Here is a 16140-nt window from a genome sequence, read left to right on the forward strand (position 1 = left end):
ATATAGCTTTTGTAATCATTTCTGCACATATCATTCAAATTGATTAATGACATAAACTTAGTATAAGTAAAAAAACCTTGTAACAATTATACCAATAATTACAAGGTTTTTCACTAAATCTATGAATTTTTAATAAGCCCAATAGCTACACCTAAAACGTTAAATTGTTGATTCTCTATAATAATTGGCTGATAGTTGTCGTTCTCAGGTATAAGAGCAATTTTCCCATCAATAACTTTATAAGTCTTAAGCGTTGCTTCACCTTCAATATCAACAGCAACAATATCCTTAATACGTGGCATATTCTGCTTACTTATTACTACATAATCTCCATCATAAATATTTTTATTTATCATGGAATCACCTTTAACTTTAAGCATAAAAACATCTTTTGAAGTTCTTATCCAATCCTTTGGTAATGAATAGCTATCCTCAATATATTCATTAATTAAAATTGGATTACCCGCTGCAATCTCATTAAATACAGGAATATTTACTACGTCGTCTACTTTTTCTTCAAAATTGTTATAATCTACATATATTTCATCTACTGATCCTGAATCTTTTATAAATCTATGAGATATATTTCTCTTTAAATCTATGTATTCTATAGACCCTAATGTAAGAGATGAACTTTGTAATAAATTCTTAGTAGTCTCATTTTTTTGAATCAACTTATCATTACTATCTACAAATTCTTCGATCTCTTCAACTTCTATTTCTTTGTAAGATTCATTCAAAGAAATGCATTTTCCCTTCATATCATATCCTAAACTAGAAAAGCGGCGTCCCTTCACAAGCCAAGCATTAGGAATAGCAGTTTCAAAAGTATCCATAATAAATGTTATACTGGAATAAGATTTTTCATTATATATTGATTTAACTAATTCTAATTGAACTTTCGTAAGCTGCTGACTATTATCTATAAATATGTGGGTATAATTAATTATTGGAGCTTTTTTTGCTTCATTTAAAGCCAAAAGTTCCATGTCTTGAGCATCTACTTTATTAAGCTTTCTTAAGTTATTAGTATATTCTTCTAAAACTTCAAAGATAGCTTGTCTTTGTTTAGAGTTTCTTCTAAGAATTTTAGATATCTCAGTGTTCAAATTATTAATTCTACCAACTCTATTAGCGCTTTGATACTCTTCAAGTTTTAAATAATTACATGATTTAATCCATTTAATCTCGTCTTTTATAAATTCAATATGATCTAAATTTAATATATTCGGTTTTTTCTTTTCGTATCTTTTTGACACTATAAGTATTGCATTTTTAAGCTCAGCTTCACGTTCTTCAAAAGATGCCAAAGTAAGATTTTTATTATTATTTTTCACATATTTATTTAAATAATAAGAGACTAAAGAATCTATTGTTCTTATTTCTAATTTATCACTATTATCTTCATCAAAGAAGCTATTTTGATGATATTTTTCACCTTCAATATTTCTATAGACAGAATAAAAATAATCAGAATATTCTTCGTTACAAGCTGCGACAAGTATTTTATCATCCTTAGATATACAATAATTATTAAGTAGTGATGGAATCTTATGTATAAATGCAGTGGTCTTCCCAGACCCTTTAGGACCTTTTATTAATAGATGACCATTTGGCTTATTATTAATTATCTTTTTTTGTTTTTTGCCAAATTCCATATTTCTCCCCTCCTTTTTTCATTGAATTTCACTTTATAAATCGAACATAAATTCTTAATTATTTTGTAATTATACTATACTTAATAGCTGTATGTAAAGTTTAGAGAAATAACGTAAATTTGTTTGTCAATTATCGAAAAATCTTTAATTAATCGATCAAACATTGTATTAATCTTATAAAATAGTTATAATAAACAAAGTAAAATAAGGCAATTTAAATATGGATATACAAACGAAAAAGGAAGGTGACATAATGGAATCCAATATTATATTTTTTGATATTGATGGAACATTATTTAATGAAAAGACTTATACAGTCCCTAACAGTGCTAAGGTAGCTCTAAAAAAAGCACAAGAAAATGGGCATCTAATCTTCATTAACACAGGGAGAACAATTATAGGAATTGATGATTGTGTCAAAGAACTAAATTTTGATGGTTATGTTTGTGGATGTGGAACTTACATAGAATTTAAAAATAAAGAAATACTACATAGAAATCTTGGAATAGATTTATCAAAAGAAATTGTAGCCAAGCTTCGCAAATATAATATCGATGCTATATTAGAAGGTAAGAATGATATTTATTACGATACCAATATACATTCTAAAGAAGTTCTTAGAATCAAAGAACGTCATATAAGGGAAGGATTTTATAAAGGTAAAACTTTTGATGATGCTGAAATTAACTTTGATAAATTTGTAATTTGGACTAATGAAAATAGTGATTTTGAAAGCTTTCATAATGAATTTAAAAGTTTATTTGAATTTATACATCGTGGTGAAGGCTTTTATGAATTAGTTCCTTTAGGATTCTCTAAAGCATCAGGTATAGAATACTTAATAAATTATTTAGATATTCACCACGAAAACACATATGCTATTGGTGATAGTACCAATGATTTATCTATGCTTAAATATGTGAAAAATAGTATTGCTATGGGAAATAGTACTCCATTATTATTTGACTTAGTATCATTTGTCACAAAGGATATTGAGGATGATGGAATTAAATATGCTTTAAAACATTACAATATTATATAGAAAATTATTTATTTTTAGTTCCTCCTAAAAGAAATGTATAAAATAGCCCGTCGCTAAATATACATAGTAGAAGAAATCTTTTAGGAGGAATTTTATGTCCTTTATAAGAAAATTTGAGACTTTAATGAGAAAATCCAATAAGGATATTGCTATCATAAATTTGGATAAAGGTATTGAAGTGTATAACTATTCTCCTGAATTTAATTTAATATCATCAAAAAAAATATTAGAAGGAAGTTATACTTTTGCCGACCTTTGTTTCGATATAAATGAAGACGATACTATATATGGTTTAGTAAGTATACAAAAGAGTAATCTTATGTATTTATATATAAATAATAAAATTATTCTAAAAAATGTGCTACTAAATTATAATTCCAATGCCTTTACAATTAAGTTTCCTTATATAAAAAAAATAGATGGTAATATCCACCTTCTGTATTACTTGGTTAATAACTCAGGAGCTTATTTCACATTGATTCATTATTGCAATATAAATGGAAAATGGATAAAAAATGAAATAGATACTTCTAATTATACAATATTAAGTAATTTTAATGTGATATTTAAAGATTCTATTCCTATAATATTTTATTTTAAAATAGTTAATAACTATGAAGAACTTTTTGTATCTATTTTTGATTCAAGTACAAATAGTTGGTCTAAACCTTGTCAAGTAACAAATTCTAATAAATCTAAAGTATATTTATCTGTTATTATGGATTCTAAGAATAATTGCCATATCGCATTTTCTGAGAATAATTCGCGTAGATATTATTGCACCTACATAAAAGGATATATAAATGACAATCAATTTATTGCTTATAACTATCAAACTATAAGCAAGACTATTGCATGTACGTTTCCTAATCTAATACAATGCAAAAATATGCTTTATCTTCAATGGATAGAATACTCAAATTTATATACGAGCATTTCGTATGATATTGGGAAAACGTGGTTGAATCCTTTCACAGATAATTTAGCATATAACAATCCTTTTAAATGCTATAATTATAAATCAAATTATCATAATGATATAATAGATAACTCATCAGCTATCTTTGCCTATAATAACTCTCTAGAGATACTAGGACTCAAGAAATAAATTTATATTGGTATATAAGCAAAAAGCACCTAATAATATAAAATTTCATAGTATAATATGAAACCTTTAAAATTTAAGGAGTAGTAAAAGTGGAAAATTCAATTAAAGCTATTTGTAATACTTCAACATACTTGGATAAATATCATTCGAATACAAACTTTTCAAATAACGAGTCATTACTCGTTGGTTCCATAAACAATAGGTCATTAGGCAATAATCGCTATATTTCTTTATTAAATTTTCAACTATCTGAATTGTCCCCTGACTCTATAAAGAAAGCATATTTATATTTGTTTATTGAAGATATTAAACCAGATTATAAGAATTCCTTTGGCTTTGGTATTTTAGGTAATTATAGCAATGTAGATATAGCTGCTATCGATTGGTCAAGCCTGCCCAAAAAGGATTATACAAAGTTATTAAATCATATAATACATGGATATAATGTGGGATATTATTTAAAAATTAATGTTACTTCATTGATTAGATCTCTAGCAACACATAATGAAAGCTATAATATATTTTTACTTCCTCAAAATCAGGATTCTAATTCAATTATTAAGTTATCTTCATTCGAGTCAAAATATCCTCCATATTTAGATATAATAACATATAATATAGATTCGACAAATAATATTGATTTATCGGAAGAACTTAATATTGAAACTTATATTGAAGAACCTGTTGAAGAGAATACTTACGATGATGAGGAGACTGAGACTAATAATTCTGAAGACATTTCTACCTCAAAGGAATCTTCAAATGTTGAAAGAGATAGTGTAAAGAATCAAGAAGAGGTTACGTTAATTAATCATCTGCTTAATAAAGTTATGGAGATATTAGTAAATCAAGATTTAAAATTGAACTCTTTGAATTCTTCCAATGAATCTTTAAGTGAAGAGATAAGCAGCTTATCAAATAAACTGGCAAATATTGATGATAAGATATCTTCATTAGATGAAAATTCTACTAATTTAAAACAAAACGATATTGAAATATTAAATATAAATATGTCATCATTAAATGAGATCTTAGTAAATCAAGATTTGAAACTAAATTCTCTGAACTCTTACAGTGAATCTTTAGGCCAAGAAATAAACAGCCTATCAAACAAAGTCGCGAATATCGATGATAAAATATCTTTATTAGATGAAAATTCTACTAATTTAAGACAAAATGATATTGAAACATTAAATATAAATATATCATCATTAGATGAGGTCTTAGTAAATCAAGATTTGAAATTGAACTCTTTGAATTCTTACAATGAGTCTTTAAGTGAAGAGATAAGCAGTTTATCGAGCAAATTAGCGAATATTGATGATGAGTTATCTTTATTAGATGAAAAATTTGTTAGTTTAAAACAAAATGACATTGAAACGTTGAATATAAATATGTCATCATTAAGTAATGAGATATTAGAATTAAAAGCTCTATTACCTAATTTAAGTGTAAATCTTGAGAGTCTAAGAGAAGCAATTAATGACTTTACTAAGGCAGAGAAACTTGATTTTTCTAACTTGAACTCTGTCAGCTCTCAGTTATTAGAATTGTCGTCAAATTTGAATTCACTAACAAAATTGATTGGTTCAATATCAGTTGAACCCATAAACTAGACTACGATAAAAAACGATTCAACATGTCTTTTATAAATAAAGTTCTTGTTCAGGTAATAATGTAATTATTTGAGCAAGAACTTTAATAATATACTCTATTATTACTTGAATTTAGCATATATCTTTATTAAATACTACTTTCATTTTACCTATAATCAAAATCCCAACACGCATCAATACATATTCTTCACAATTTACATCATAAAAACTTATATATTTTTTTTCTTTGCAATACTTGTAATTAATATTTTTTATACATGCTTTATCATATAAAGTAACTTTTGGATCAGGGCTATCTTTACATATGTCTCTGTTACCACAATTTATTAAAATTCTAGTTGTAGCAATGGAGTATACCCTAATAAAGTCTTTACTAAATGATTGATTATTCGGCATTGGGTATTTGTCTATATAGCATTTCATCTTATATAAATGATTATATCTATTATAGATTTTTATGCAGAATGAAACTTTATATTTTATTATCACTTCAATATATCTGTTATCACATCTATTTATAGTTCTTATTCTCTCAATTTTAGAACTTTTAATGCTAACCGAGTTTTTCTTCAAAACTATTTTTCTTACATCAGAAGGAGCGTAAATTTTGCTATTTGGAACGATGATTCTTCCGTCAGGTGTACCACCAATGAAGCGAAATTCATATGGCTCATCAGAGTATATGCTGCAATTCTTATCATAGCAGCATATATTCTTAAAACTATTATTTTTACGGCCTTTTTTATATTTCAACAGATCACCCCATAAATTCACTTATTATTGGATTAATAATATCTTTATTTATTGGATCGCTTAAATAATATGTCCATTCATTTGTAAACCACTCCTCAGAAGAAGTTAGAGTATTTTTTGAGTGGACGTGCCATGCATAATTCAAGCCATCCAAATATTCTTTATTAGGCATACTCCAAGCGGTTCCCATTTGAATATCTAGCTTGTCTGTAATTACACTTGGTACAGTTCCATTTATATAATCTTCAGTTTTATAAATTAGGGTATAACATGATGTCACTTTTGCACTACATATAAATAACTTATCATTAAACGAATCATATAGATACCCCCATTGATTCAATAGTGCAGTTGTTTCAGGTTTAGGAATATAATCATATAACTTCTGAACATATGATTTGTGATACATATCATCTGAATCAATTCTTACAAAATATACATATTCACTTCCTATGATTTTTTCTTTTATAAATATGTCTGCCATATTCTTGCTGATAAAAACAATATTTTGGGGCATTGGCCCATATTTACTTATTTCGGAAAATATAAGTTCTTCACTTTCTTTACTATATAAAACACAAGCTGTGAAGTCTTGATTTGTTTGATTTATAAGGCTTCTATAGGTGTAATTCATAAATATATTAATTCTATTTTTTATCCAAATCTCGTCTTCTCTTTCTTTATCTACAGTGTCAAAATATCCGCGTATATCATTTTTTTCTTCATACTCAACTTCTTCATAGCTCGCAATATTTAATGGTATTAGAATTACAATACTCTTATTCTTCATTAAAGTTCATCTCCTATTTTCGTTTCCTACCTTACATTTGATTTTGTTTATTGCATTTTTTCCACTTAATAAACTCTGATCACTCCACAAATAATCCCATTGACCAAATCTACCAGCACAATAAATTTGATTTTTCTCATAAAAATCTATTATATAATCCCTATTTTTTATTGTATCTCTATAAAAGATCACATTTGTATGATCTAAACTTCTAATATCGGAAAGTATTACGCTATTTCTTGAAGCAATTTTAGCTTTCTCAATGAAATCATAGATATTGTTAATTATTTTTTCATTTGAACATTTCAAAGGTTTGGCTTTGCAACTGTATATTTCAAATTGAATTGTACTATATCCGGGCTTAATATTATTTATCGATTTTTTGCCTGGCAGATATGCTCTTGCTGGAAGTATATCTTCATCATAAATATAAAACCAAATATCATCAAAATTTAATTCTCCTTCAATAACTAATGAAACTAAAATTGCCGAAGTTGATCGTAAATTTTGAGCTCTACTTTTTAGTTCTTCACTAATGTCTTTCGTAATAGAAGTTAGTTCAGTAAGAGGTATAGTGCTAACTAAAAATTCATAGTTAACTTTATCTCCATTACTAAATTCAACTGTTTTATTTTTCAAATCTAAAGAAATAGCCTCTGCATTAAATACAATATTACAGTTATTAACAATTGGTTTTAAAAACTCTTTATACCCTCCGCTAATGGGATATCTCATTTCCTTTGCATAATACGTATTTGGTGTATCTTCAGTAAGTGCACCATAAATAACCTCTTCAAGACTTGGAGTATATACCCTGTTTTTAATCCATGATATATCCATGTTTTCAGCATTCTCACACCAATACTTTTTAGTATATTTTAAGAAAAAATTCTCTGTTATATATTCTCCATATTTGCTATATAGCCAGTTTTTATAATTTATATTTTCAGTATTCACCTTATTTTTATCACAAAAACTAACTATTGCTTTAACCTTTTCTTCAATAGGAAGGCTAAAGAGATTATTTTGTATCGGATGTTTAAACCACCTATAATTACTAATATTTTTAGGGTGTGGTTCAAAAGATCTATGCGGAACTTTATCAAAAATATGTCTAACTTCGCTATCTTGAGTAAAAGATAAATGAATACCCTTATCAAAAATAAAATCATCAAGCTGGAAGTTACCGCATATGCCTCCATAGGAATTATCTTTTTCATAAATAATAGTTTGATCACTTTCATCATAGTAACTTGCTGCAATTCCTGTTATACCAGCTCCTAATATTACTATACTTTTATCCATTTTAAATCTTTAATCCTGTGGTTATATTCTTAAAGAAGTCTTCTATAGTACTAATCATATAGTCCATCATTTCAGTGGTAATTCCAGGATAAACACCAATAAAAAATGTTGATGAAAGGACTTGAGTTGAATTGCTTAATTCTCCTATGATTTTATGATTAATGTTTTTATATGCTGGTTGATTTAATATATTTCCTGCAAAAAGCATTCTTGTTTCAATACATCTTGATTCTAGAAACCGAACAAAATCTCGTCTTGTAAAGCCAACATTATCTCGCACTGTTATTGGAAATGAAAACCAAGCTGGATCAGCTTTTTTGTATGATTTAGGAAGAATAACTTTATCTTCATATTTTTTTAAGCAATTATATAGTTTCTTGAAATTTTCTTTTCGCTTTTGAATAAAAACTGGTAATTTTTCTAACTGTTTTATTCCCATTGCACATTGAATATCTAGTGGCTTTAAATTATATCCAATATTAGTATAAATATATTTATGATCATAACCTTCAGGCATGTTTCCAAATTTGAAATCAAATCTATGATTGCAGGCCCCATTCGGATTTTTTTCATCTTGTTGACAATAACATGCCCTTCCCCAGTCTCTAATTGAAAGGGCTATTCTACTAAGCTCTGGATTATTTGTGCATATTGCTCCACCTTCACCCATAGTAATATGGTGAGCAGCATAGAAGCTATAAGTTGAAAAATCTCCAAAAGTGCCACAAAATCTACCATCATAGGTTGATCCTAATGCATCACAAGTATCTTCTATAATATATAATTTATTCTTTTCTGCAATTTCCATTATTGCATCCATATCAGCAGGATTTCCTAATGTATGAGCGAATATAATTGCTCTTGTTTTATCAGTTATTGCTTGCTCAATTAATTTTGGATCTATATTATACGTTCCCTGTTCCACATCAACAAAGATAGGTTTAAGATTGTTTTGTATTATGGGATTTAATGTTGTTGGAAATGTAACTGCAGTAGTAATTACTTCGTCCCCGTCATTTAAGGGATTAATGAGTTGTCTAGAACACAAACTTGATACAGCAATTAAATTTGCAGACGAACCAGAATTAGTTACTAAGCAATTTTTTATTCCTAGAAAGTTTTTAAATGCATCGGTGAATTCTATACTCTTTCTACCTAATGTCAGCCAAAAATCAAGAGCAGAATCTACAACTGCTATCATTTCATTTTCATCAAATACTCTTCCTGAATAATGAATTTTAGTTTTTCCTTCAATAAATTTTTCGGATTCTTTTCTTACCTTATATATATCTTTAACTTTATCTAGAATTTCTTTACGTATTGAATTTTCATCCTGTATAAAAATTTCGCTCATTATTTTATCTATCCCTCACATTCCAATCATATTTAATGAAAGATTTCCATGGATCCATTCTTAACATCTCATCATCCTTGTGATTTACTGTTATTAGATCTGCTACTATAGCATACTCATTGCCAACAGTTTTAAATCCATTCCATACTCCTGCTGGAATCTGAACTAAGCAATAATTTTCTGTTCCCATATATATTTCCATAAGTTCATTGGTAGTACTTGAATTTTCTCTAGAATCGTACAGTACAAGTTTTATCATTCCTTTGATTACTGCATAGTTAAGAACCGCTTTTTTATGCAGATGCCAGCCTTTAACAACGTTTGGATATATTGTAGAAAAATATATTTCACCAAACCCTTTAAATTCATCATCAGTACTCTCTTGCATTTTTAAAATAGTTCCTCTATCGTCAGGTATCTTATTTAATTTTTTTATAACTACTCCATCTATCAAATTGTGACGCTCCTAAAACAAACTTTATTATAATATATGTAATATATGCCTTATATGTTAAACTATATACAACTTTCTACATATAATGCTATAAAACGATTTGATTAGGAGATGCATCAAATGAATAAAGCGAGATGTTTAGTTGTTTCTGATTTCACCGCTATTGGTGGTATTATTATAAAGGCTGGCACTATATGTGAAGTATTAAATGATGGTGAAGAATTTATATGGATAAATCCTTATATAAAAGAAGCAGATGAAGAAATTCCTATTCCGATTTTAAAATCTCATGTTAGATTTCTATAACAATTAATAAGGTGGTAATTTACCACCTTGGAAGTTTTTTTATGGATTACTTACCTATATATTCAGGTATTATTTTATTTACAACTTCTATATCATCAGTAGCATCATCCACCTGAGTAAACCAATTATTAAAGCTTGTAATAGTATTTTTACCATGAACATGCCATAAATAATTTCTCTTTTCTATAAATTCATGTGGAACTCTAATAGCTATATACTGTTCATTATCAATATCTGTAAAATCTTGGCTGTATATTTTACCATTTAAATAGTCTTGTGTTTTATAAATAAAGGTATAAAATGTTACAACCTTGCAATAACATTTACCTATTGATTTATTTACCGAATCATAAATATATCCACTTCTATTAATTAAAGAAACAGTTTCAGGTTTTGGATTATAGTCATATAATTGTTGTATAAATGTTTTATGGTAAGCATCATCTGAATCTAGCCTCACAAAATAAACATATTCATAGTCTTTTAAATATTCTTTTATTTCCTCGCGATACTTAGATTTCATTACAAAATGAACATTACTTGGAAGAGTCTCATACTTATTTAATGCTGACTTTATCAACTCATCAGTAGCGTCTTCATAACAAAGGAAGAAGTTAAAATCTTGATTGGTTTGTAATTTTAAACTTCTGAGTGTGAATTCCTGAAATACTTTGATTCTATAATTTATCCATTCTTTAGTATAGCGATCTCGTCCATTTTGTATATAGGGTTTAACATTAAACATACTTGTTATTATTACAGTTTTATTTTTCATTTTACACTTCACTCTCTATAAATTGTTCAAATGTTTCCTTTATCTCATCCTCAATGTTGCAATTAGGTTTATATCCAATTGATTTTATTTTAGATATATCGAATATATAGTCATCTTTTTCAATTATTTGATCAAGTTTTTTTGTATGAGCTATTTCGATTTGTTTTCCTTTTAAAAGTTTTTCGCCAACACTTTTTACAATTTCTGCAACTTCATTTATAGAATAATTTGAATCGCCTCCTATATTAAAGACATCATATTTTTGTTTTTGCTCTTCTAATATAATATCAATTGCACTGCACAAATCTTTAATAGATAAGAAGTTTCTTTTTTGGTTTCCTGATGAATTTATTATGATTTTATTAGTTTTAAAGGCCTGTACTATGAAGTTATTTGGCACAATACTCCATCTTTCAATTCCACTGAAAAGTGGTCTAGTACAAAGGTTTGCGAGTCTTATAGAAGTTCCTAAGATATTAGAGTTATTTGAATAACGTTTTGTGAGAAGTTCTCCAAAGTAATGAGTTATTCCATATAAAGTCGATGCTTCAATGCTGCTTTTTTCATTTATTGTTCCAACAATGTTGGAACTTCCATATGCATGAAATGTTGAAACGTAGATAAATCTTCCTATTCCTAATTTAGTACATATATCAAGCATATTTTCAGTACCATACGTGTTTATTAAAATAGACTCCTTAGGTGAATTTTTACACTTAACCTCATTGGCTGCTGCACAGTGTATAACACAATCATACTTATTTCCTAATAGTTTTAAGAATAGTTTTTCATCAGTTATATCCGCAATTACCACATTAAATTTCTTAGTCCATTCCTCCATATATTTCGGGATTTTTCTTCCAATAAGTGTTACTTCATTTCCTTTTAAAGAGAGATATTCTGCACAATAACTTCCTAAATATCCAAATCCACCTGTAATTAAAATATTCATATTATTACCCTACCTCTACTCAAAACTTTTGTCTTCTATGGTTTCTATTTGTTTCATGCATAGCTCATAAACATCACTATTTTTATAGCCTTTATACCATTCAACAGTCATTTTAAGTGCTTCGTCTATACCAAGGATAGGATTCCACTTGATATATCTCTTAGCTTTAGTGCAATCAATGCTTAATAACTCTGCTTCATGGGGACCATTATTTTGAGCAATTATAAAAGCACCTTCACCCCAAAGCTTTATTGTTCTAGAAACAATATCTTTAACTGTTAAAATATCATTTGAATTTGGTCCAAAGTTCCAAGCTCCAATAAATTCAGACTCATGTGAAATCAAATGATTACCTAACATCAGATATCCTCTTAGCGGATCTAAAACATGTTGCCAAGGCCTTATTGCAATTGGGTTTCTTATTACTATGGGAGCCTTATTTTGCAATGATCTTATTATATCCGGAATAATTCTATCCTTGCTCCAATCTCCTCCTCCAATTACATTTCCAGCCCTTACAGTTGCAATAAATTTTCCATGATTTTTGCATTCATTAGGATTGAAAAAGCAATTTATATATGATCCAGTAACAAGCTCTGCACAAGCTTTACTACAACTATATGGATCATATCCCCCGAGTCTATCAGTTTCTTTATATCCCCATATCTGATTTATATTTTCATAGCATTTATCTGAGGTTATGATAATCCCAGCTTGGACACTTTTGCTTTTTCGTATACATTCAAGTATATTTATGGTTCCCTTTATATTAATATCAAAAGTTTCCACTGGCATTTCATAAGATAATCTCACTAATGGTTGTGCAGCGAGATGAAATACAACTTCAGGCTCATACTTATCAAATATCTTTTCCATTTCATCTAAATTTCGTATATCATTACGTAGGTCAACTATTTTATTACTTAATTTAGCTAATACAAAATTATCATATTTTGTATATGGGTCTTTAGATACTCCAATTACACTAGCTCCAGATTTTAGTAACCACATACATAACCACGATCCCTTAAATCCAGTATGTCCTGTTACAAGTACTTTTTTACCTTTGTATTTATCAAGATTTAATCTTTTGTCTTCTACTCCCATATCTTCCACTTACCTTCTCCCGCATTATATAGATTATTTATATCTTCTACATCTTTGGCTGTGTCTACAGCTTTCCAAAAACCGTAATGATTAAACACAGATACTTGTCTATCTTTAACGAGACTTCTTAAAGGTTCTTGCTCAAACATACAGTCTTCATTAGGAATATAGTTTAGAGCCTTTTTATTAATAACCATATATCCACCGTTAATTATTGTATCTTTGATTGGTTTTTCTTCAAAATTTTCTACTATTCCATTATTAGTTTTTAATTCACCAAAAGTTGATACAGGATTAATTCCTGTTAAAGTTACATACGTACCTTTATTTTTATGATACTCAAGTAAATCGTTTATATTAACATCGCTTAATCCGTCGCCGTATGTCATAAAAAATTCTTCGCCTTCAATATAATCACTAACCCTCTTTAGTCTTGTTGCTGTTTTCGCTTCTAATCCCGTATCAACAAGGGTTATAGACCATTTTTCTTTTTCTCCATCTAAATATTTTATTTTATAATCATCATCACACATTGTTATTGTGAAATTTCTATTAAGAATAAGCATATTAGCAAAATATTGTTTAATTAATTCTCCTTTATATCCAAGACATAAAATAAAATGATCATAACCATAGTGGTAATAAGTCTTCATTATATGCCATATAATAGGTCTATCTCCTACCGTTACAAGAGGCTTAGGAATTCTTTCACTGTACTCTCTCATCCTCATTCCTTTTCCGCCACATAATATTACAACATCCATATCTTTAGCACCTCATTTTCTACTCGTAGTATTTTATAATATGATTTCACTACTTCTTATGTTACTTTATAAACACGAATTTACTCTATTGCATAACATACTATTAAAAAAATAAAAAAGCATCATAATAATGCTTTTTTAGATTAAATAATAAATATAAATTTAGGCAATTCTTAACAAGAAATTGGAATATATTATTTGTACATATTTTTATAATATTTTTGGTAATCACCAGAGGTTACATTTTTCATCCATTCTTTGTTATCTAAATACCATTTAATTGTTTGTTTTATTCCAATTTCAAAAGTAGTTTCTGGGTACCAACCTAATTCCTTTTTTATTTTGTCTGGTGCTATGCCATACCTTCTATCATGTCCTTTTCTATCCTCAACATATTTTATCAAGCTTTCACTTACATTTTTGTCTACATTTTCGTTAATATAAGAAATAACTGTTTTTACAATCTGTATATTAGTTCTTTCATTATGACCACCAATATTATATATCTCTCCTATCCTGCCATTATTAATTACCATATCAATAGCTTTCACATGATCTTCTACAAAAAGCCAGTCTCTTATATTCATTCCATCCCCATAGACCGGAAGTCTCTTATGATTTAAACAATTATTTATTAATAAAGGAATTAACTTTTCTGGAAATTGAAAAGGTCCATAATTATTTGAGCACCTTGTTATATTTATTGGCATTTTATACGTATCATAATAAGCTTTAACTATTAAATCTGCCCCTGCCTTGCTTGAAGAATATGGACTATGAGGATCTAAAGGGGTAGTCTCTTTAAAAAAGCCTTTAGAGCCTAACGAGCCATAAACTTCATCTGTTGATACCTGAAGAAATTTAACGCCTTCTTCAAATCCTTGATCATTTTCCCAAGCATTTTTTGCGCAATTTAGGATATTAACAGTACCAAGTATATTTGTTTTCGCAAATACTTCAGGTTCTTTTATACTTCTATCAACATGGGATTCTGCTGCAAAATGGACAACATAATTTATATGATATTTCTTAAAAAGTATTTCGACTAATTCTTTATCACAAATATCTCCTTGAACAAATTCATATCTTTTATCATTTTCTATAGATTTAAGATTTTCTAAATTCCCTGCATAAGTTAACTTATCTAAATTTATTATATTAATATCTTCGTATTTATTTAGCATATATAAAATAAAATTTGATCCTATAAATCCAGCTCCACCTGTAACTAAATAAGTTTTCATGACTACAACTCCTTTATTTCACTTACCTAATTTACTTATAAACGCTTCTATTGCATCTTTCCAATCTCTCATTTCATCGCCAACAGTATTTCTTAACATCATATTATCCAGAGACGAATATTCAGGTCTTTTTGCCTGAGTCTTATATTCTTCAGAAGTACAAGGTATTACTTCACATTCTTCTCCAGATAATTTAACAATTCTTTTAGCAAATTCATACCATGTACACTCGCCATTATTGGTACAATGATATATTCCGTAACCATCTGTTTCTATTAGCTTCAAGATATGATATGCTAAATCATTAGCATAAGTAGGATTTCCTACTTGATCATTCACAACATTAATATGGTTTTTTTCTTTAGAAAGTTTCATTATTGTATAAACAAAATTACTTCCGACATAACCATAAAGCCACGCTGTTCTTACAATAAAATGCTTTGAACATAATAGCTGTACATACTGCTCTCCTAGAAATTTAGTTTTACCATATACACTAGATGGTGAAGCTAAATCATATTCTTTTAATGGCTTATGAGTATTTTCGCTAAACACATAATCGGTAGACACTTGTACTAGTTTAGCGCCTATTGAGTCACAAGCTATAGCAAGATTTCTTGGCCCTAATGAGTTAACCCTAAATGCAAAATCCTCATCAATTTCGCATCTATCAACATTGGTGGCTGCAGCGCAGTTTATTACTACTTCTGGTTTTAAATAACTTAGCACCTCTTTAACTTTGACTAAATTCGTTATATCCAGCTCATCTACGTCAAAGCCAATAACTTCAGATAGCTTTATACTTTCTGATATCTCTCCTATATCAGCTCTTCCGATTTTTATTATTTCCGTAATCTCTCTGCCTAATTGTCCTTTTGCTCCAGTTATTAATATTTTCATTGTCAAATACGC

General features: G+C 28.2%; 16 protein-coding genes. 4 read left to right on the forward strand and 12 right to left on the reverse strand.

Features of this window, described 5'->3' with window-relative positions:
- Positions 1-119 precede the first annotated feature (119 nt).
- Positions 120-1658, reverse strand: a complete 1539-nt coding sequence (gene lexA, locus PZA12_RS13355; RefSeq protein ID WP_078115513.1) for a transcriptional repressor LexA — start codon at positions 1656-1658, stop codon at positions 120-122.
- A gap of 253 nt (positions 1659-1911) precedes the next feature.
- Here lexA and PZA12_RS13360 point away from each other — a divergent pair, with 253 nt between their 5' ends.
- The 3 genes from PZA12_RS13360 to PZA12_RS13370 all read left to right on the forward strand — a co-directional run bounded on the left by PZA12_RS13360 (position 1912) and on the right by PZA12_RS13370 (position 5424).
- Positions 1912-2700, forward strand: a complete 789-nt coding sequence (locus PZA12_RS13360) for a Cof-type HAD-IIB family hydrolase (protein ID WP_078115512.1) — start codon at positions 1912-1914, stop codon at positions 2698-2700.
- A gap of 94 nt (positions 2701-2794) precedes the next feature.
- Positions 2795-3808: a hypothetical protein gene (locus PZA12_RS13365; protein WP_078115511.1), complete on the forward strand. Its 1014-nt coding sequence runs from the start codon at positions 2795-2797 to the stop codon at positions 3806-3808.
- Positions 3809-3897: 89 nt separating this feature from the next.
- The gene (locus PZA12_RS13370) at positions 3898-5424 is read left to right on the forward strand and encodes a DNRLRE domain-containing protein (RefSeq protein WP_242964379.1); all 1527 of its coding nucleotides are present in this window, start codon (positions 3898-3900) and stop codon (positions 5422-5424) included.
- A 111-nt stretch (positions 5425-5535) separates the two neighbouring features.
- Here PZA12_RS13370 and PZA12_RS13375 read toward each other — a convergent pair whose 3' ends face one another.
- Genes PZA12_RS13375 through PZA12_RS13395 form a run of 5 tightly spaced genes read right to left on the reverse strand, consistent with a single transcriptional unit; the run spans position 5536 to position 10080 of the window.
- Positions 5536-6177, reverse strand: a complete 642-nt coding sequence (locus tag PZA12_RS13375; RefSeq protein WP_078115510.1) for a hypothetical protein — start codon at positions 6175-6177, stop codon at positions 5536-5538.
- Between the two features lie 4 nt (positions 6178-6181).
- The gene (locus tag PZA12_RS13380; protein ID WP_078115509.1) at positions 6182-6967 is read right to left on the reverse strand and encodes a glycosyltransferase; all 786 of its coding nucleotides are present in this window, start codon (positions 6965-6967) and stop codon (positions 6182-6184) included.
- A 6-nt stretch (positions 6968-6973) separates the two neighbouring features.
- Positions 6974-8272 (reverse strand): protoporphyrinogen/coproporphyrinogen oxidase, encoded by a 1299-nt coding sequence (locus PZA12_RS13385; RefSeq protein WP_078115508.1) that lies wholly within the window; start codon positions 8270-8272, stop codon positions 6974-6976.
- Between the two features lies 1 nt (position 8273).
- Positions 8274-9626, reverse strand: a complete 1353-nt coding sequence (gene rfbH / locus PZA12_RS13390) for a lipopolysaccharide biosynthesis protein RfbH (protein WP_078115507.1) — start codon at positions 9624-9626, stop codon at positions 8274-8276.
- A 4-nt stretch (positions 9627-9630) separates the two neighbouring features.
- Entirely contained in the window at positions 9631-10080 is a 450-nt protein-coding gene (locus PZA12_RS13395; protein ID WP_078115506.1) for a dTDP-4-dehydrorhamnose 3,5-epimerase family protein, read from the reverse strand.
- A gap of 120 nt (positions 10081-10200) precedes the next feature.
- Between PZA12_RS13395 and PZA12_RS13400 the strand changes: the two genes are divergently transcribed.
- Complete coding sequence (locus PZA12_RS13400) at positions 10201-10386, forward strand: hypothetical protein (RefSeq protein ID WP_077843017.1); 186 nt, start codon at positions 10201-10203, stop codon at positions 10384-10386.
- A gap of 46 nt (positions 10387-10432) precedes the next feature.
- Here PZA12_RS13400 and PZA12_RS13405 read toward each other — a convergent pair whose 3' ends face one another.
- From PZA12_RS13405 to rfbD, 6 genes are all read right to left on the reverse strand, one after another.
- Entirely contained in the window at positions 10433-11161 is a 729-nt protein-coding gene (locus tag PZA12_RS13405; protein WP_078115505.1) for a glycosyltransferase, read from the reverse strand.
- A 1-nt stretch (position 11162) separates the two neighbouring features.
- On the reverse strand, positions 11163-12113 hold the full coding sequence (locus tag PZA12_RS13410) for an NAD-dependent epimerase/dehydratase family protein (RefSeq protein WP_078115504.1): 951 nt from the start codon (positions 12111-12113) through the stop codon (positions 11163-11165).
- Positions 12114-12128: 15 nt separating this feature from the next.
- Complete coding sequence (rfbG, locus tag PZA12_RS13415; protein WP_078115767.1) at positions 12129-13220, reverse strand: CDP-glucose 4,6-dehydratase; 1092 nt, start codon at positions 13218-13220, stop codon at positions 12129-12131.
- Positions 13211-13984: a sugar phosphate nucleotidyltransferase gene (locus PZA12_RS13420; protein ID WP_077843020.1), complete on the reverse strand. Its 774-nt coding sequence runs from the start codon at positions 13982-13984 to the stop codon at positions 13211-13213. The genes rfbG and PZA12_RS13420 overlap by 10 nt, the downstream gene beginning before the upstream one ends.
- A 194-nt stretch (positions 13985-14178) precedes the next feature.
- Positions 14179-15228, reverse strand: a complete 1050-nt coding sequence (gene rfbB, locus PZA12_RS13425; RefSeq protein ID WP_078115503.1) for a dTDP-glucose 4,6-dehydratase — start codon at positions 15226-15228, stop codon at positions 14179-14181.
- An 18-nt stretch (positions 15229-15246) separates the two neighbouring features.
- Positions 15247-16128 carry a dTDP-4-dehydrorhamnose reductase gene (gene rfbD, locus PZA12_RS13430; protein WP_078115766.1) on the reverse strand — a complete coding sequence of 294 codons (882 nt, stop codon included), beginning with the start codon at positions 16126-16128 and terminating at the stop codon, positions 15247-15249.
- Positions 16129-16140: the final 12 nt, after the last annotated feature.

Origin of the sequence: Clostridium beijerinckii, assembly GCF_036699995.1 — a bacterium.
GTDB classification, from domain to species: domain Bacteria; phylum Bacillota; class Clostridia; order Clostridiales; family Clostridiaceae; genus Clostridium; species Clostridium helianthi.